General features: G+C 73.4%; 14 protein-coding genes and 2 tRNA genes. 7 read left to right on the forward strand and 9 right to left on the reverse strand.

Annotation, left to right across the window (positions count from 1 at the left end):
• Positions 1-65 precede the first annotated feature (65 nt).
• Positions 66-2,894: a valine--tRNA ligase gene (valS, locus tag RDI86_RS01080; RefSeq protein WP_083712005.1), complete on the forward strand. Its 2,829-nt coding sequence runs from the start codon at positions 66-68 to the stop codon at positions 2,892-2,894.
• 75 nt (positions 2,895-2,969) lie between these two features.
• Here valS and RDI86_RS01085 read toward each other — a convergent pair whose 3' ends face one another.
• Both RDI86_RS01085 and RDI86_RS01090 read right to left on the reverse strand, forming a co-directional pair.
• Positions 2,970-4,169 carry a Vms1/Ankzf1 family peptidyl-tRNA hydrolase gene (locus RDI86_RS01085; protein ID WP_021482740.1) on the reverse strand — a complete coding sequence of 400 codons (1,200 nt, stop codon included), beginning with the start codon at positions 4,167-4,169 and terminating at the stop codon, positions 2,970-2,972.
• Positions 4,170-4,354: 185 nt separating this feature from the next.
• Positions 4,355-4,705 (reverse strand): chorismate mutase, encoded by a 351-nt coding sequence (locus RDI86_RS01090; RefSeq protein ID WP_021482739.1) that lies wholly within the window; start codon positions 4,703-4,705, stop codon positions 4,355-4,357.
• A gap of 107 nt (positions 4,706-4,812) precedes the next feature.
• On the opposite strand from RDI86_RS01090, the gene RDI86_RS01095 reads away from it, so the two are divergent.
• Positions 4,813-6,630, forward strand: a complete 1,818-nt coding sequence (locus tag RDI86_RS01095; protein WP_308820434.1) for an AMP-dependent synthetase/ligase — start codon at positions 4,813-4,815, stop codon at positions 6,628-6,630.
• Positions 6,631-6,749: 119 nt separating this feature from the next.
• Here the strand turns inward: RDI86_RS01095 and clpX are convergent, their stop codons facing one another.
• From clpX to RDI86_RS01125, 6 genes are all read right to left on the reverse strand, one after another.
• Positions 6,750-8,036, reverse strand: coding sequence for an ATP-dependent Clp protease ATP-binding subunit ClpX (gene clpX / locus RDI86_RS01100; protein WP_085388150.1), 1,287 nt, complete (start codon positions 8,034-8,036; stop codon positions 6,750-6,752).
• A gap of 202 nt (positions 8,037-8,238) precedes the next feature.
• Positions 8,239-8,955: an ATP-dependent Clp protease proteolytic subunit gene (locus RDI86_RS01105; protein WP_021482022.1), complete on the reverse strand. Its 717-nt coding sequence runs from the start codon at positions 8,953-8,955 to the stop codon at positions 8,239-8,241.
• A 37-nt stretch (positions 8,956-8,992) separates the two neighbouring features.
• A complete protein-coding gene (locus tag RDI86_RS01110; protein ID WP_044144211.1) occupies positions 8,993-9,640 on the reverse strand; it encodes an ATP-dependent Clp protease proteolytic subunit in 648 nt (215 codons plus the stop codon).
• Between the two features lie 243 nt (positions 9,641-9,883).
• Positions 9,884-11,293: a trigger factor gene (gene tig, locus RDI86_RS01115; RefSeq protein WP_308820435.1), complete on the reverse strand. Its 1,410-nt coding sequence runs from the start codon at positions 11,291-11,293 to the stop codon at positions 9,884-9,886.
• A gap of 148 nt (positions 11,294-11,441) precedes the next feature.
• A complete protein-coding gene (locus RDI86_RS01120) occupies positions 11,442-12,398 on the reverse strand; it encodes a DMT family transporter (protein ID WP_168946012.1) in 957 nt (318 codons plus the stop codon).
• A gap of 84 nt (positions 12,399-12,482) precedes the next feature.
• A tRNA-Pro gene (locus tag RDI86_RS01125) sits at positions 12,483-12,556 on the reverse strand.
• A gap of 188 nt (positions 12,557-12,744) precedes the next feature.
• On the opposite strand from RDI86_RS01125, the gene RDI86_RS01130 reads away from it, so the two are divergent.
• From RDI86_RS01130 to RDI86_RS01145, 4 genes are all read left to right on the forward strand, one after another.
• Positions 12,745-12,815: transfer RNA gene (locus RDI86_RS01130), tRNA-Gly, on the forward strand.
• 455 nt (positions 12,816-13,270) lie between these two features.
• Positions 13,271-14,206 (forward strand): cysteine synthase A, encoded by a 936-nt coding sequence (cysK, locus tag RDI86_RS01135; RefSeq protein ID WP_308820436.1) that lies wholly within the window; start codon positions 13,271-13,273, stop codon positions 14,204-14,206.
• 1 nt (position 14,207) lies between these two features.
• Positions 14,208-14,837 (forward strand): serine O-acetyltransferase EpsC, encoded by a 630-nt coding sequence (epsC, locus tag RDI86_RS01140; RefSeq protein ID WP_076406715.1) that lies wholly within the window; start codon positions 14,208-14,210, stop codon positions 14,835-14,837.
• A gap of 181 nt (positions 14,838-15,018) precedes the next feature.
• Positions 15,019-16,068, forward strand: a complete 1,050-nt coding sequence (locus tag RDI86_RS01145; RefSeq protein ID WP_061269278.1) for an LLM class F420-dependent oxidoreductase — start codon at positions 15,019-15,021, stop codon at positions 16,066-16,068.
• A 19-nt stretch (positions 16,069-16,087) separates the two neighbouring features.
• Here RDI86_RS01145 and RDI86_RS01150 read toward each other — a convergent pair whose 3' ends face one another.
• A complete protein-coding gene (locus RDI86_RS01150) occupies positions 16,088-16,477 on the reverse strand; it encodes an MGMT family protein (RefSeq protein WP_168946014.1) in 390 nt (129 codons plus the stop codon).
• Between the two features lie 67 nt (positions 16,478-16,544).
• Between RDI86_RS01150 and eis the strand changes: the two genes are divergently transcribed.
• On the forward strand, positions 16,545-17,885 hold the full coding sequence (gene eis / locus RDI86_RS01155; protein WP_163184790.1) for an enhanced intracellular survival protein Eis: 1,341 nt from the start codon (positions 16,545-16,547) through the stop codon (positions 17,883-17,885).
• Positions 17,886-17,919: the final 34 nt, after the last annotated feature.

The following is a 17,919-nucleotide window of genomic DNA, read 5'->3' on the forward strand; positions in this document are numbered from 1 at the left end:
GCCGGGCCGTCCGTCACCCGGGCGAGGGCAGGACCGGGTCCGCGGATCTGGGAAGATGGTGGACCATGAGTGACTTCCCGCAGGGCGAGGCCGCCGCGACACCCTCGTCGCCCGGACCGACCGCCCCCACCGCATCCCCCGACAACGCCTCCGCGCCCGCCACGGCCGCCGACGTCGTCCGCGCGGTGGTAGCGGGCGTACCCGACCGGGTGAGCCTCGACGGGCTCGAGGACACCTACGACGCGCGCTGGGCCGAGCAGGGGACGTACGCGTTCGACCGTTCGAAGACCCGCGAGCAGGTCTTCTCCATCGACACCCCGCCGCCGACCGTCTCGGGCTCGCTGCACGTGGGCCACGTGTTCTCCTACACGCACACCGACGTCGTCGCGCGGTTCCAGCGCATGCGCGGCCTCGAGGTGTTCTACCCCATGGGCTGGGACGACAACGGCCTGCCCACCGAGCGGCGCGTCCAGAACTACTACGGCGTCCGCTGCGACCCCACGCTCCCCTACGTCGAGGGCTTCGAGCCCCCGCACGAGGGCGGCGAGGGCAAGTCCGTCAAGGCCGCCGACCAGGTGCCGGTGAGCCGCCGCAACTTCATCGAGCTGTGCGAGCGGCTCACGGCCGAGGACGAGAAGCAGTTCGAGGCGCTGTGGCGCCGGCTCGGGCTCTCGGTCGACTGGGCGCAGCACTACCAGACGATCGACGCGCGGTCCCGCACCGCGGCGCAGCGTGCGTTCCTGCGCAACCTCGCGCGCGGCGAGGCGTACCAGGCCGAGGCCCCCGGCCTGTGGGACGTGACGTTCCAGACCGCCGTCGCGCAGGCCGAGCTCGAGGCGCGCGACTACCCGGGCCACTTCCACAAGGTCGCGTTCCACCGCGTCGCGCCGGGCACCCCGGACGACGGCGCACCCGTCCTCATCGAGACCACGCGCCCCGAGCTGCTCGCGGCGTGCGTGGCGCTCGTCGCGCACCCCGACGACGAGCGGTACCAGCACCTGTTCGGCACCTCGGTGCGCTCGCCGCTGTTCGACGTCGAGCTGCCCGTCCTCGCCCACCCCGCCGCCGAGCGCGACAAGGGCGCGGGCATCGCGATGTGCTGCACGTTCGGCGACCTCACCGACGTGCAGTGGTGGCGCGAGCTGCAGCTCCCGACGCGCTCGATCATCACGCGCGACGGCCGGATCGTGCGCGAGACGCCGGACTGGATCACCTCGCACGCCGGCCAGGGCGTGTTCGCCGAGCTCGCGGGCAAGACGACGTTCTCGGCGCGCCAGGTCGTCGTCGACGCGCTGCGCGACGCGGGCGACCTCGACGGCGAGCCCGTGCCGACCCAGCGCAAGGCGAACTTCTTCGAGAAGGGCGACAAGCCCCTCGAGATCGTCACGTCGCGCCAGTGGTACATCCGCAACGGCGGCCGCGACTGGACGACGGCCGACGGCACGACGCGCGACCTGCGCCAGGAGCTGCTGAACCGCGGCAAGGAGCTCGCGTTCCACCCCGACTTCATGCGCGTGCGCTACGAGAACTGGGTCGGCGGCCTCAACGGCGACTGGCTCATCTCGCGCCAGCGCTTCTTCGGCGTCGCGATCCCGCTGTGGTACCCCGTGCTCGAGTCGGGCGAGATCGACCACGACCACCCGATCGTGCCGTCCGAGGACGCGCTGCCCGTCGACCCGTCGTCCGACGTGCCGGCCGGGTACACCGAGGACCAGCGCGGCGTGCCGGGCGGGTTCGTGGGCGAGAACGACATCATGGACACGTGGGCGACGTCGTCGCTCACGCCGCAGATCGCGGGCGGCTGGGAGGTCGACCCCGACCTGTTCGAGCGCGTCTTCCCCATGGACCTGCGCCCGCAGGGCCAGGACATCATCCGCACGTGGCTCTTCTCCACGGTCGTGCGATCGCACCTCGAGTTCGGCTCGCTGCCGTGGAAGAACGCCGCGATCTCCGGCTGGATCCTCGACCCCGACCGCAAGAAGATGTCGAAGTCCAAGGGCAACGTCGTCACGCCCATGGGCCTGCTCGAGGAGCACGGGTCGGACGCCGTGCGGTACTGGGCGGCGTCGGCCCGCCTCGGCACGGACGCGGCGTTCGAGGTCGGCCAGATGAAGATCGGCCGTCGCCTCGCGATCAAGATCCTCAACGCGTCGAAGTTCGCGCTGTCGTTCGGGGTCGACGCCGAGACCGGGACGGGCGAGATCGTCCTCGACCCGGCGCTCGTCACCGAGACGCTCGACCGTGCGATGCTCGCGGGCCTCGCGACCGTCGTCGAGAAGGCGACCGAGGCGTTCGAGGCGTACGACCACACGCGCGCGCTCGAGGTCACCGAGACGTTCTTCTGGACGTTCTGCGACGACTACCTCGAGCTCGTCAAGGACCGCGCGTACGGTGCCGGGGCCGCGGCCTCCGACGTCTCCGCCGAGACCCGGTCCGCGCGCGTCGCGCTCGCGATCGCGCTCGACACGCTCCTGCGCCTGTTCGCGCCGTTCGTGCCGTTCGCGACGGAAGAGGTGTGGTCCTGGTGGCGCGCCTCGGAGGGCTCGATCCACCGCGCGCCGTGGCCCACGCCCGACGTCGCGCGCTCGGCCGCGGGCGACGCCGACCCGGCCGTCCTCACCGCGGCGGGCCACGCGCTCGCGGCGCTGCGCAAGGTCAAGTCGGAGGCGAAGGTGTCGATGCGCACCCCGATCCTCGCGGCGCAGGTCGCGGTGCCGGCGGCGTCGCTCCCCGGCGTCGAGGCGTCGGTCGTCGACGTCCGCAACGGCGGGCGCGTCACCGGCACGCTCGACCTCGTCGCGGCGGCCGAGGGCCAGGGCGACCCGGCCGTCCAGGGCGGGATCGTCGTCGTCTCCTCCGAGCTCGGCGAGCCCGAGGCTCGCAAGAAGGGCTGACCCCGCACGACGACAGCACGACGACGCCCTCCCCGGCCGCGGCCGGGAAGGGCGTCGTCGTCGGTGGCGGCGGGCCTAGATGATCTCGCCGCGCAGCCGCGAGTCGTCGCCGGACATCGTCGCGGCGACCTCGCGCGGCGTCCCCTCGTCCGCCCAGCGGAGCGTGGCGCCCACGCCCTCGATGAGCTCGACGCTGCCCTCGGGCGCGAACGTCAGCCCGGCGTCCTGCCCGACGGCGGCCCGCACGAGCGCGACCGTGGCGGGCAGCTTCTCCAGGCCGTCGGTCACGCCGAGGGACTCGATCTCCTCGCGAGTCGCCGCGATGTGCAGGGGGCTGGGCCCGATCCACAGCGAGCGGCCGTCGAGCGCGCCGTCCTGCCCGTACTCGTCGGCCAGCACGAGCTCCTTGACCTGGCCGCGCGCGAGCACCGCGACGACGTCCTCCACGGACGTCACCGCCCCGGACTCCCGGCCCTGCTCCTGGCGGAACTCGGCGAGGACCTTCTCGCGGCGACGCTCCCGGTAGCTGTCGAGCGCGTCGGCCACGTTCGCCTCGAACGAGGCCTCGTTGATGCCGGCGCCCCGGCCGCCGCCCGGGACCTCGACCACGAGCTCGGAGATCGCGTGCCCGAGCGCGCCCCGCACGAGCGGCACGGCACGCACGTCACCGGTGAGCAGCACGAGCTCGGGCCGGTACTCGGCCGCCTGGCGCTCCAGCTCCGCGGCGACCGCCTCGGCGTTGCGCTCCCAGGAGTCCTCCGCGCGGGACTCGATGCGCTTGTGCGACAGCCCTCCGGTGCGGACCTTGTTGATGACGTCGTGGCCGCCCTCGACCGTCTCCGGCTCCGCGTAGGGCAGGTGGCCGCCCGCGACGGACCACGTGAGGTCCGCGCCCTGCCGGTCGACGACGACGCGCACGTAGTCGACCGACTCGTCCGCCGCGCGCGCCGCCTGCAGCAGCGCGGGCACAGGTCCCCAGGAGCCCTTCGTGAGCGCCGGCGGGTCCTTGACGACCCGGTCGACGAGCACGCCCGTGTCGTCGGCGATCAGCACGCGCCCGTGGGTGCCGCCCACCCGCGTCGGCCGCAGCACCACCTCCTCGAGGTCGTCGAGGACCGCGTCCGGCGCGCCCTCCTGGTGCAGCTGGCGCCGCACTCCCTTCCAGCGGTTCTCGACCTCGCGGTCCCCGGCCTCGTTGGCGCGCGTCGCGTCGATGTACACCGTCGCGAAGGGGCCAGGATGGCCGAGGAGGGGCTTGAGCCAATCGATCTTCATGCGAACACCTCATGACGTCCGTCGGCGTGGCGGGAGGGCCGCCCGACGCGGCGGTGCCGACGCCCGGGGCCCGCCCTGGGTCCCCACCAGGGTCCGTCAGATCGACGGGGGTCGCCACCGCGCGTCGGGCCCGGGGGGCACCTCGCGCCGGCCTTTCGACCCTCGCCCGGCCCGCTCCCGGGCCGTCAGGAATAGGTGTCGAGGACCGGGGTCCCCTCGCCCGAGGCGGCGTGCTCGGCGGCGATGCGCTCGTGGTGGCGGATGACCTCGTGGACGATGAACGCGCGGAACTGCTCGGCGAACTCCGGGTCGAGACCGGCGGAGCTCGCGATGCCCGTGAGCCGGGCGATCTGCTGGCGGTCCCGGTCCGGGTCCGCGGGCGGGAGCCCGCCCTGCGCCTTGAGCTCGCCCACGCGGCGCGTGAACTTGAACCGCTCCGCGAGCAGGTGCATGAGCGCCGCGTCGATGTTGTCGATGCTGTCGCGCAGGCGGAGGATCTCGTCGGGGACGGCGGGCTGCCCGGGGTCGTTCGTCACCCACCGATCCTAGGGGTGCCCGTCGGGCGTCGAGGAACTCGATACTCGGAGTACGGAGTAAAGTGGCTCGCCGTCCCTCCCTACCGTCCCACTCAGCGGAGAGTTTCATGACGGAACACACGTCGCCGAGCCTCGTCGAGGTCTCCCCCACGGCGACCATCAGCACCCTCCTCACCGACCGTGTCGCGCGCGACCCCCGGGCGACGCTCGTCGAGCGCCGCACCACCGCCGACGGTCCGTGGGAGCGCGTCACCGCGCAGGAGTTCGAGGACGACGTCGTCGCGGTCGCCCGCGGCCTCCTCGCGCGCGGCATCGAGCCCGGCGACCACGTCGCGATCATGTCGCGCACCCGCTACGAGTGGACCCTCCTCGACTTCGCCGCCTGGGCCGTGGGTGCCGTGCCCGTCCCCGTCTACGAGACGTCGTCCGCCGAGCAGGTGCACTGGATCCTGTCGGACGCCGGCGTCCGGCTCGCCGTCGTCGAGACGGCGGCCCACGCGGCCGAGGTCGCGACCGTGCGCGACCGCCTGCCCGGCCTGGAGGACGTCCTCGTCGTCGAGGACGGCGCCGTCGACGCCCTGCGCGCCGCCGGGGCCGACGTCTCCGCCGCGGAAGTCGAGTGTCGTCGGGCCGCGCAGCGCGTCGACGACCTCGCGACGGTCATCTACACGTCCGGGTCGACCGGGCGCCCCAAGGGCGTCGAGCTCACCCACCGCAACTTCGTGCACCTCGCGCTCAACGGCCGGGCCGGCCTCGCCGAGATCCTCGACGCCGACGGCGCACGCACCCTGCTGTTCCTGCCGCTCGCGCACGTGTTCGCCCGGTTCATCCAGGTCGTCGTCGTCGCGTCGGACGCGGTCCTCGCGCACTCCTGGGACACGAAGAACCTCGTCGCGGACCTCGGCTCGTTCCACCCGACGTTCCTGCTCGCCGTGCCGCGCGTGTTCGAGAAGGTCTACAACACCGCCGAGCAGAAGACCGGGACCGGCGCCAAGCGCAAGATCTTCCACTGGGCGGCCAAGGTCGCCATCACCTGGTCCCGGGCGCTCGACACGCCGGGCGGCCCCGCGCTCGGGCTGCGCCTCCAGCACGCCGTCGCGGACCGGCTCGTCTACTCGACGCTGCGCGCCGCCATGGGCGGCCGGCTCACGTACTCCATCTCCGGCGGCGCGCCGCTCGGCGAGCGGCTGGGCCACTTCTACCGCGGGGTCGGGCTGCGCATCCTCGAGGGCTACGGCCTCACCGAGACCACGGCCCCCACGGCCGTGAACCTGCCCGGCCTGACGAAGATCGGGACGGTCGGGCCCGCGTTCCCCGGCACGTCCCTGCGCATCGACGCGGACGGCGAGCTCCTCGTCAAGGGCGACCACATCTTCCGCGGCTACCGCAACCAGCCCGACCTCACCGCCGAGGCGCTCCAGGACGGCTGGTTCCGCACCGGCGACCTCGGCGCGTTCGACGACGACGGATACCTGCGCATCACCGGCCGCAAGAAGGAGATCATCGTGACCGCCGGCGGCAAGAACGTCGCGCCGGCCGTTCTCGAGGACCGGCTGCGCGCGCACCCGCTCGTGAGCCAGGTCGTCGTCGTGGGCGACCAGCGCCCCTTCATCGGCGCCCTCGTCACGCTCGACGCCGAGATGCTGCCGGGCTGGCTCGCCACGCACGGCCTGCGTCCGATGGACGTCGAGACGGCCGCGCACGACGCCGACGTGCTCGCCGCGCTCGACCGCGCCGTCGCGCACGCCAACGAGGCCGTCTCCCGGGCCGAGTCGATCCGCAAGATCACCGTGCTCACGACGGACTTCACCGAGCAGAACGGCTACCTCACGCCGTCGCTCAAGGTGAAGCGCCGCCTGGTCATCGACGACTTCGCCGACACGATCGACACGCTCTACGGCTCGAAGGTCGGCGCCGACGCCTGACGACCCACCCCCGGCCCCGGTCACGGGTCGAGCAGGAGGTCCTGGTGCGTCCGGGTGACGAGACGGACCAGGACCACCTGCTCGGCCGAGCTACATCGCCTGGTCGACGGTCGTCGGGGTCAGGCGGACTTCTCGCGCGGGGTGCGTGCGCGCGCGGTCGTGGTGCGCGGCACGATCGTGGGATTGACGTTGTCCAGCACGACCTCGCGTGTGATCACGACCCGCTCCACGTCATCACGCGACGGCACGTCGAACATCACCTGCTGCAACACCTCCTCCATGATCGCGCGCAACCCCCGCGCCCCCGTCCCGCGCAACAACGCCTGCTCCGCGACCGCCTCGACCGCACCCTCGGTGAACTCCAGCTCCACCCCGTCGATCGCGAACATCCGCTGATACTGCTTCACCAACGCATTCCGCGGCTGGGTCAAGATCCGCACCAACGCCTCCCGGTCCAACGCCGCCACCGACGCGATCACCGGCAACCGCCCGATGAACTCCGGGATCAACCCGAACCGGTGCAGATCCTCCGGGCGCACCTGCGCGAACAGGTCCTCCCCCGCACCCGTCTCGATCGGCGCACCAAAACCCACACCCCGCTTGCGCGCCCGCGCCGCCACGATGTCGTCCAACCCCGCAAACGCCCCCGCCACGATGAACAGCACGTTCGAGGTGTCCACCTGGATGAACTCCTGGTGCGGATGCTTACGACCACCCTGCGGCGGCACCGACGCCGACGTGCCCTCGATGATCTTCAACAACGCCTGCTGCACACCCTCACCCGACACGTCCCGCGTGATCGAGGGGTTCTCCGCCTTCCGCGCCACCTTGTCGATCTCATCGATGTAGATGATGCCCGTCTCAGCCTTCTTCACGTCGAAGTCCGCCGCCTGCACCAGCTTCAACAGGATGTTCTCCACGTCCTCACCGACATACCCCGCCTCGGTGAGCGCCGTCGCGTCCGCGATCGCGAAAGGCACGTTCAACATCCGCGCCAACGTCTGCGCCAGATACGTCTTGCCCGTCCCCGTCGGACCGATCAACAAGATGTTCGACTTCGCCAGCTCCACGTAGTCCGCGTCGTCCGGGTTCGAGGGCTTGGCCTGCTCGCCCGCTTGGACGCGCTTGTAGTGGTTGTAGACGGCGACGGCCAGAGCCCGCTTCGCGGCGTCCTGGCCGATGACGTACTGCTCGAGGAACTCGAAGATCTCCTTGGGCTTGGGCAGCTCCGTGAGACCGAGCTCCGTCGCCTCGGCGAGCTCCTCCTCGATGATCTCGTTGCAGAGGTCGATGCACTCGTCGCAGATGTACACGCCGGGGCCCGCGATGAGCTTCTTGACCTGCTTCTGCGACTTGCCGCAGAACGAGCACTTCAGCAGGTCGGCACCGTCTGAGATACGAGCCACTACGCGTCTCCTTGTCCCGGTGACCGGTCCTCCGCCCGTCGGGTTCGACGGCGCGGGGCCCGGGCACGGCCGAGCGGGTCCTGCTCCCCATTCCACACCACGGGGCCCCCGTTGTCAGGTGGGCTCTCCGCACGGGGCGCAACGTGTCGCGCCGCCGACCCCGGCGGGGACGGCGGCGCGGCGCGTGGTCAGGCGGACCGGGTCACGGCTTGTTGACCGCGACGGCCTTGCGGCTCTCGAGGACCTGGTCCACGAGGCCGTACTCCTTCGCCTGCTCGGCGGTGAGGATCTTGTCGCGCTCGATGTCCTGGCGGACCTGCTCGACCGACTTGCCCGAGTGCAGCGCGAGGGTGTCCTCGAGCCACTCGCGCATGCGGATGAGCTCGTTCGCGTGGATCTCGATGTCGGACGCCTGCGCGTAGCCGCCACCCTCCATCGCGGGCTGGTGGATGAGCACGCGCGCGTTGGGGAGCGCGAGACGCTTGCCCGGCTGGCCCGCGGCGAGCAGCACGGCCGCGGCGGAGGCCGCCTGGCCGAGGCAGACCGTCTGGATCTGGGGCTTGATGTACTGCATCGTGTCGTAGAGCGCGGTCATCGCGGTGAACGACCCGCCCGGCGAGTTGATGTAGAGGATGACGTCGCGGTCCGGGTCCTGGCTCTCGAGCACGAGGAGCTGGGCCATGACGTCGTCCGCGGACGCGTCGTCGACCTGGACGCCCAGGAAGATGATGCGGTCCTCGAACAGCTTGGTGTAGGGGTCCTGTCGCTTGAAGCCGTAGGCGGTGCGCTCCTCGAACTGCGGGAGCACGTAGCGGGCGGACGGCGCACCGCCCGGCAGGGCGATGCCGCCGGGGCGGGCCGCGGGGCCGGCGAGGCGCTGGGCGGTGGACAGGTACTGGGACTCGGCGCTGAAGCTCACGGGTTCTCCTCGGTGAAGTCTGGTGTCCGGTGCGGGGTCAGGAACCCGTGGTGCCGCCGCCGCCGGTCACGGACGACGCGTTGGTGACGACGTGGTCGATGAAGCCGTACTCCAGCGCCTCCTGCGCGGTGAACCAGCTGTCCCGGTCGTTGTCCTTGAGGATCTGCTCGAGCGGCTTGCCGGTCTGCTCGGCCGTGAGCTCGGAGAGCACCTGCTTCATGTGCATGATCAGCTGCGCGTTGATGCGCACGTCGGTCGCCGTGCCGCCGATGCCGCCGGACGGCTGGTGCATCATGACGCGCGCGTGCGGCGTCGCGTACCGCTTGCCCTTCGTGCCGGACGAGAGCAGGAACTGCCCCATCGACGCCGCCATGCCCATGGCGATCGTCGCGACGTCGGGCTGGATGTACTGCATCGTGTCGTAGATCGCCATGCCGGCCGTGATCGAGCCGCCGGGCGAGTTGATGTAGAGCCAGATGTCCTTGTCCGGGTCCTCCGCGGCGAGCAGCATCATCTGGGCGCAGATGGCGTTCGCGTTCTCGTCGCGCACCTCCGAGCCGAGCCAGATGATGCGCTCCTTGAGGAGCCGGTTGTAGATGGAGTCGTTGAGTCCGAGGCCCGGACCCTCGGCGCGGTTCACCGGGGCCGTCGCGTCGGACGGCAGGTACAGCTCGTTCACATCCATCTCCTTCGTCGCTCCCGCGGGTCGCCCCCGCCTGCGCTGCCCTGGCCGGCCGGGACGGCGTCCCGGTCCAGCCGTGCTGCAGTGACCCTAACGCGGTCCGTGCCCGCCGTTCGTCCCGGCGGGCCGCGTTTTCGCTGACGGCGCACCAGGCACCACGCCCCCTCGCCGACGACGACGGCCCGCACCCTCGCGCGGAGGGTGCGGGCCGTCGTGGGGACCGTCCGGCCGGGGGCCGGCGACGCGTCAGGCCTTCGTCGCGTCCTTCTCGTCGTCCTCGACCGGGGCGTCGGCGGCGGGGGCGGCCGAGTCGTCCACGAGCGCCTCCTCGACCGGCTCGCCCGCGACGTCCTCGACGGACTCTTCCGCGGCGGCGTCCTCGTCGTCAGAGCCGATGAACTCGGTCAGGTCGACGACGTTGCCGGCGGTGTCCTTGACCTCGATCTGGCGCAGCGCGACGGCGAGCGACTTGGAGCGCGCGACCTCGCCGACCATCGCGGGGATCTGCCCGCCCTGGTCGAGCGACTGGATGAACTGGTTCGGGTCCATCCCGTACTGGCGCGAGGCGCTCACGAGGTACTCGAGGAGCTCGTTCTGCGCGACCTTGATCTCGAGCTGCTCGGCGAGGGTGTCGAGCAGGATCTGGTTGCGCAGGGCGTCGGTCGCCTCGACCGTGACCTCGGCGCGGTGCGTGTCGTCCTCCAGGCGGCCCTCGGACTCGAGGTGGCGGTGCACCTCGGCCTCGACGGCGCCCGCGGGGACGGGGATCTCGACGGCGTCGTTGAGCGCCTTGAGCAGCTCGTCGCGCGCGGCGACGGCCTGGTTCGACGTCTTGATGCTCGCGACCTGCTCACGCAGGTCCGCCGTGAGCTCCTCGAGCGTGTCGAACTCGGAGGCGAGCTGCGCGAAGTCGTCGTCGGCCTCGGGGAGGTCGCGCTGCTTCACGGACGTGGCGGTGACGGTGACCGCGGCCTCCTTGCCCTCGTGCTCGCCGCCGGCCAGCGGCGCGTTGAACGTGGTCGTCTCCTCGGCCGAGAGACCGGTGAGCGCCTCGTCGAGGCCCTCGAGCATGTTGCCCGAGCCGATCTGGTAGCTCACGCCGGAGACGGAGTCGACCTCCTCGCCGTCGATCTCGGCCTTCAGGTCGAGCACGACGAAGTCGCCCTCGGCCGCGGGGCGGTCGACGCCGACGAGGGTGCCGAAGCGCTCGCGCAGCGCGTCGAGGCGCTCGGTGACGTCCTCGTCCGTGACCTCGGCGGGCTCGACGGTGATGGCGAGCGAGTCGAGCGCGGGCAGCGTGATCTCGGGGCGGACCTCGACCTCGGCGGTGAAGACCAGCTGGCCCTCGCCGGCCTTCGCCGGGATCTCGGTGACCTCGACCTCGGGCTGGCCGAGGGGGCGCAGGTTCTCCTCGCTCGCGGCCTGGCGGTAGAAGCCGGAGAGCGCGTCGTTGACGGCGTGCTCGATCACGGCGCCCCAGCCGACGCGCTGGTCGATGACGCGGGGCGGGACCTTGCCCTTGCGGAAGCCGGGGATGTTCACCTGCTCCGCGATGTGCTTGTAGGCGTGGTCGATGCTCGGCTTGAGCTCGTCGTACTCCACCTCGACGGTCAGCTTGACCTTGGTGGGGTCCAGGGTCTCGACGGCGCTCTTCACTTCGATGATCTCCAACTGATCGGGGCGGGCCGCGGGCGGCCGGGGACGGCACCGCACGCGGGCGTACGGGCAACCGTCCCATCGTACGCGAGCGGTCAAGCGCGCCCGACGCGCGGGTCTGTCCGCGATCCTGACCCCGCTCCTCTCCTCATCTCGACCCGGGCCCTGGTCCCGGCCGGGGCACGACGAGCAGCACCGCGAGCGCGACGACCGCGGTCGCGACGACGGTCGGCCAGCGCAGCCCCACCACGCCGAGCACGTCGAGCAGGACCGCCATGACCATCTGGCCCCCGACGACGGTCAGCGTGAGGACGAACGTGCCGAGGTGGCGCACGGCGAACGCGGCCGCGACGGTGACGACCGTCCCGAGCGGCCCGCCCAGGTAGAGCCACCACTGCGGGGGCAGCACGACGCCGTCGAGCACGCCGAACGGGACGCCGAGCGCGCACACGAGCGTGATCCCGGCGAGCCCGCCCGTGACCGACGTGAGGGTCGCCACGACCGGGTCGCCCGTGAGCTGCGTGACGCGGCCGTTGCCCGCCTGCTGCCCGCACAGCACAGCGCCGCCCACGAAGAGCGCCGCACCGGCCGCGACGACCGCCCACCCGGGACCGCCCGCGCTGCTCCCGAGCACCGCGATGCCCAGACCGGCGAGCGCCGCGAGGCCGGCGCCCGCACGACGCGGCGTGAGCCGCAGCGGCGCGGGCAGCCCGACGCCCCGCGCGTCGAGCGCGAGCCCGGCGACGGTCTGGCCGGCCACGGAGCAGACGGACGCGACCGCGACCCCGACGAGGGGGATCCCGGCGGCCATCGCGACGACGATCGGCACGCTGCACAACCCGACGGCGAACCACCACCACGAGGCGGACGAGCGCACGACGGCGAGCGTGGACCGGACGCGGCGGCGGGCGACCACCACGAGCACGGTCGCGAGGAGGGTGCCCACGTAGGAGAGCCATGCGGCGAGGACGGGCCCCGTGCCCGCGGCCCCGAGGTCGCCGTTGAGGCGTCCCTGGAGCGAGAGGACCGCACCGCTGCCCGCGGCGACGAGCGCGGCGAGGGTCACGCGGGCTGCCGGACCGGCGGTCGCGGAGGACGGGGTCAACGGGCACCTCCCGGGGACGGGACCGCCACGACGGTCCGGACGTCGACGACGTCCCGCGACGCCCCGCAGGGCGCCGCGCGAAGGTCGGGGTGACAGGATTTGAACCTGCGACCTTCCGCTCCCAAAGCGGACGCGCTACCAACCTGCGCCACACCCCGTCGTCCGCCACGGCGGGCGGACCAGGGGCAAGTGTACTGGCGGGACGGGGCGCGACCGACGGGCCGCCGCCTGGGGAACGCCGCGGCACGGGCGGCCCGCCGACGTTTGCTAGGGTGGCGGCCGCAGGTCGGTGGCACGCCGTCCCGGGCGGCCGCACAGGCCGACCGCCGGGCGAGCCGAGGCCCGTGCGGGCGTAGCTCAATGGTAGAGCCCCAGTCTTCCAAACTGGCTACGCGGGTTCGATTCCCGTCGCCCGCTCCGTTCGTCCCACGACCCCACGGGCGCCCCGCCTTCCCGGCGAGGCGCCCGTCGTCGTTCCCAGGGCCCCCGCGGACGGCGTTGCAGGGCCGCGCCGCGGACCGATAGCCTCGGGGCACGCGCGCCGTCGGCCCGCCCGGAGCTCCGGGTGACTCCCCCGGCGCGACCGACCAGGAGGAGCGAGGAATGACCGCGACGACCGCGCGTCCTGCATCGCTGCACCGCGCCGCGCCGCGCACCTCCTGTTGTCGCTGTCTCGGCTGCCGCTGACGACGGCCGTCCCCGCGTGCCCCGGCACGCCCGCGCACGCCCCTCGTCCCGCCCGAGCCCGTCCCGTCGCCCGCGCGCGCCCGCGCCGCCCCCGCGAGACGCTGGACCCCGGCCACCGGGCGCGCCCCGCTCCCCATCGGTACCCCCACCCGGCTCACCCCGAGCCGTCGACAGAAGAGGAAGACATGGCACGCATCTACGACGACGTCACGCAGCTCGTCGGCAACACCCCGCTGGTCCGGCTCAACAAGCTCACCGAGGGGCTCGGCGCCACCGTGGTGGGCAAGCTCGAGTTCTACAACCCCGCCAACTCGGTCAAGGACCGCATCGGCGTCGCGATCATCGACGCCGCCGAGGCGTCCGGCGAGCTGAAGCCGGGCGGGACGATCGTCGAGGCGACGTCCGGCAACACCGGCATCGCGCTCGCGATGGTGGGTGCGGCGCGCGGGTACGACATCGTGCTCACGATGCCGGAGACGATGTCGAAGGAGCGCCGCGCGCTGCTGCGCGCGTTCGGTGCCGAGCTCATCCTCACGCCGGGCTCCGAGGGCATGAAGGGCGCGGTCAGCCGCGCGGACGAGATCGTCGCCGAGCGCGAGGGCGCGATCCTCGCCCGCCAGTTCGCGAACGAGGCGAACCCGGAGATCCACCGCCGCACGACGGCCGAGGAGATCTGGGCCGACACCGACGGCGCGGTCGACATCGTCGTCGCGGGCATCGGCACGGGCGGCACCATCACGGGCGTCGGCCAGGTGCTCAAGGAGCGCAAGCCCGGCGTGCAGATCGTCGCGGTCGAGCCCGAGGAGTCGGCCATCCTCAACGGCGGCCAGCCCGGCCCGCACAAGATCCAGGGCATCGGCGCGAACTTCGTGCCCGAGATCCTCGACACCTCGGTCTACGACGAGGTGATCGACGTCAACGCCGAGACCGCCGTCGAGTACGCGCGCCGCGCCGCCAAGGAGGAGGGCCTGCTCGTCGGGATCTCCTCGGGCGCCGCGATCGCCGCCGCGCTGCAGCTCGCCGCGCGTCCCGAGAACGCGGGCAAGCTCATCGTGACGATCATCCCGTCGTTCGGCGAGCGCTACCTGTCCTCCGTCCTCTACGCCGACCTGCTGGACTGACGTGACCGACCCCCACCCCCGCGCACGGACGGCCGGCCACCGGCTGCGCCGGTTCGTGCGCGTGCTCGGCGAGGACCTCGAGGCGGCCCGACGGCGGGACCCCGCCGCGCGCAGCCGCCTCGAGGTCGCTCTCGCGTACCCCGGCGTGCACGCCGTGTGGGCCTACCGGCTCGCGCACCGCATGTGGCGCGAGCCCCTGCTGCGCCTGCCGGCGCGGCTCGTGTCGCAGGCGGCGCGCGCGCTCACCGGCGTGGAGATCCACCCCGGCGCGCGCATCGGCCGACGGCTGTTCATCGACCACGGGATGGGCGTCGTCGTGGGCGAGACGGCCGTGGTCGGCGACGACGTCGTGCTGTTCCACACGTCGACGCTCGGCGGGCGCTCGATGAAGCGGGGCAAGCGGCACCCCACGCTCGGCGACCGGGTCGTCGTCGGCGCCGGGGCGAAGATCCTCGGGCCGGTGTGGGTCGGCGACGACGTCCAGGTCGGCGCCAACGCCGTCGTCGTCAAGGACGTGCCCCCGGGCGCGGTCGCCGTCGGCGTGCCGGCCACCGTCCGGATGCCGGCGGGCACGCCCGCCGCGCGGGAGGCCGTCGAGGACCCGTCGCTCCTCATCGAGTACGTCATCTGAGGAGGACGCCGGGGGCGGCCCCGGATCGGCTAGTGTGGTCGTGGGCGGTACCTGAGACCGCGCGTACCGGATACCCCCCTGCCCGGTGCGCCCTCGGGTACCGCCCGCTCACCGCCGGCCGCAGCCGCCCGTCCGTGGCCGCCGGTCCCGGCACCACGACCCTCGACGAGGAGGAGCGCGCATGCGCCTCGGCATCCACACCGGCTACTGGTCCGCCGGTCCCCCCGACGGCATCCAGGACGCGGTCGTCGCGGCCGACCGCCTCGGCGTCGACTCTGTCTGGACCGCGGAGGCCTACGGCTCCGACGCGTTCACGCCGCTGGCGTGGTGGGGCTCGCGCACGACCCGCATCCGCCTCGGGACCGCCGTCGCGCAGGTCTCCGCGCGCACCCCGACCGCGACGGCGATGGCCGCGCTGACGATGGACCACCTCTCGGGCGGCCGGTTCGTCCTCGGCCTCGGCGTCTCCGGGCCGCAGGTGGTCGAGGGCTGGTACGGCCAGCCGTACGCGAAGCCGCTCGCACGGACCCGCGAATACGTGCAGGTCGTGCGCGACGTCCTGCGCCGGGAGGCGCCCGTGACGTCGTCCGGCCCGCACTACCCCCTCCCCCTGCCCGACGGCGTCGGGACCGGGCTGGGCAAGCCCCTGCGCTCGACCGTCCACCCGCTGCGCGCCGACCTCCCGATCCACCTGGCGGCCGAGGGGCCGAAGAACATCGCGCTCGCCGCCGAGATCGCGGACGGCTGGCTCCCGCTGTTCTACTCGCCGCGCATGGACGCGACGTTCCGCGAGCTCCTCGCGGACGGCTTCGCGCGCCGCGCGCCCGAGCGCTCGCCCGAGTCCGCGTTCGAGGTGAGCGCGACCGTCCCCGTCGTCGTGCGCGAGCACGTCGAGCAGGCCGCGGACCAGGTGCGCCCGTTCCTCGCGCTGTACGTCGGCGGGATGGGCGCCAAGGGGGCGAACTTCCACCGCGACGCGCTCGACCGCCTCGGGTACGCCGAGGCGTGCGACGAGATCCAGGCGCACTACCTCGCGGGACGCAAGGACCTCGCGGCCGCCGCCGTCCCGACGGCGATGGTCGAGGACGTCGCGCTCGTCGGCCCGCCCGAGAAGATCGCGAGCGACCTCGCGGCGTGGCGCGAGACGGCGGTGACGACGCTCCTCGTCCAGGGCGACGCGACGGCCGTGCAGACGCTCGCCCCGCTCCTCGCGGCCCCGACCCCGGGCTGACCGGCCCGGCGCCGCGCGGTCAGCCGTCGGCGCCGGGGAACCACACCGCCCGGCGCAGGTCCACGCGACGCCCGTCGCGCGACAGCGGGCAGCCCTCGGCGCGGAGCTCCGCGAGCGCCGCGTCGAGGTGCTGCGCGGGCGGCGACCCCGCCGCGTTGACGATCCGCCACCACGGCACGGGGGTGCCGTCGTCGTCCACCCCGGACGACCCGGCGAGCACCTGCCCGACCTGGCGCGGGCCGCCCCGCCCCAGCGACTCCGCGACGATCTCCGCGACGAGCCCGTAGGTCATGGCCCGCGCGGGCGGGACGCGCCGCACGAGGTCGAGCACCGCGGTCGCGTACTCCTGGGCGAGGGCGCGAGGGTCGGCGCGGTCGTCGCCGCCGCGTCCGGGGGTGCGTCGTGCCATGGCGCCCGACCCTAGCCGTCGCGAATGTCCTGGCGCGAGCACGGCCCGGGACAGGAGGATCAGGGGCATGAGCGACCACCGACCCGCACGCCTCCCCGACGGCTACGAGCTCGTCCCCCTCACGTCCGCCGACCTGCGCGACGTGCTCGACCTCGACACCACGACGTTCCCCTCGCCGGTGGAGGTCGACGAGCTCGTCGACCTCCCGTTCCCGCTCACGTGGGAGCGCGCGCTCGGCGTGACGGTCGAGCGCGAGGACGCGGACGCGCCGCCCGTCGACGGCGCGCGTCCCGTGCGGCGCGAGCTCGTGGGGATGCACGCGTCGTACCCGTTCGCGCGCTTCCCGGTCCCCGGCGCGACCGCTCCGGTCGCGGGCCTCACCTGGGTGGGCGTCCACCCCGCGCACCGGCGGCGCGGCATCCTCAGCGCGATGATCGACACGCACCTCGCCCGGTGCCGCGAGCGGGGCGAGCCGGTCTCGGCGCTCTTCGCGGCGGAGGCCGCGATCTACGGCCGGTTCGGGTACGGCAAGGCGGCCGACGACGTGCGCCTCACCGTCCCGCGCGGCGTCGCGCTGCGCGACGTCCCGGGCGCGGAGCGGCACACCGTCCGCATCGAGCGCGCGGACCGCGCGCGGCACGGCGAGCTCGTCGCGACGATCCACGAGCGCGCGGGCGCCGACCCGACGGGCCAGGGCGCGGGCATCAACCGTCCGGGGTGGGCGACACGCGAGACCCCCGAGCTCCAGGCGACGTTCTGGGACGACGCCAAGGTCTGGCGCAAGGACCGCGAGCCCACGCGCATCGCGATCGTCGAGCTCGACGGCGAGCCGCGCGGGTACGCGCGCTTCCACCGCAAGCTCTCCTGGGAGGCGACGGGCCCGCGCGGCCCGGTGAGCACGGGCGAGGTCGTCGCGCTCGACGCCGCGGCCGCCCGCGCGCTGTGGGGCGTGCTCACCGACCTCGACCTCACGCACGAGGTGACGCCCTTCATGCTGCCGGTGGACGACGTCGTCACGAGCCTGCTCGTGGACCCGCGCTCCGCGTCGCCGCGCCTCGCGGACAACCTCTGGGTGCGGGTCGTGGACGTGCCCGGCGCGCTCGCCGCGCGCCGGTACGCCGCGGACGTCGACGTCGTGCTGCACGTGACCGACGAGCGACTGCCCGACAACGCGGGGCGCTGGCGGCTGCGGGCGGAGGCCTTCGGCCCGGCGACGGCCGAGCGGACCGACGACGCGGCGGACGTCTCCCTCGACGTGCGCGAGCTCGGCGCGACCTACCTGGGCGGGACGTCGCTCGCGGCCCTCGGCGCGGCAGGTCTGGTCACCGAGCACTCCCCCGGCGCGCTCGCGCGCACGAGCGCGGCCCTCGGCTGGCCCGTCGCCCCGGTGTGCAGCTGGGTGTTCTGACCGGTCGGGCGCACCCGGTCCCGGGTGCGCCCGC

Source organism: Cellulosimicrobium sp. XJ-DQ-B-000, assembly GCF_031119065.1.
Taxonomy (GTDB): domain Bacteria; phylum Actinomycetota; class Actinomycetes; order Actinomycetales; family Cellulomonadaceae; genus Cellulosimicrobium; species Cellulosimicrobium funkei.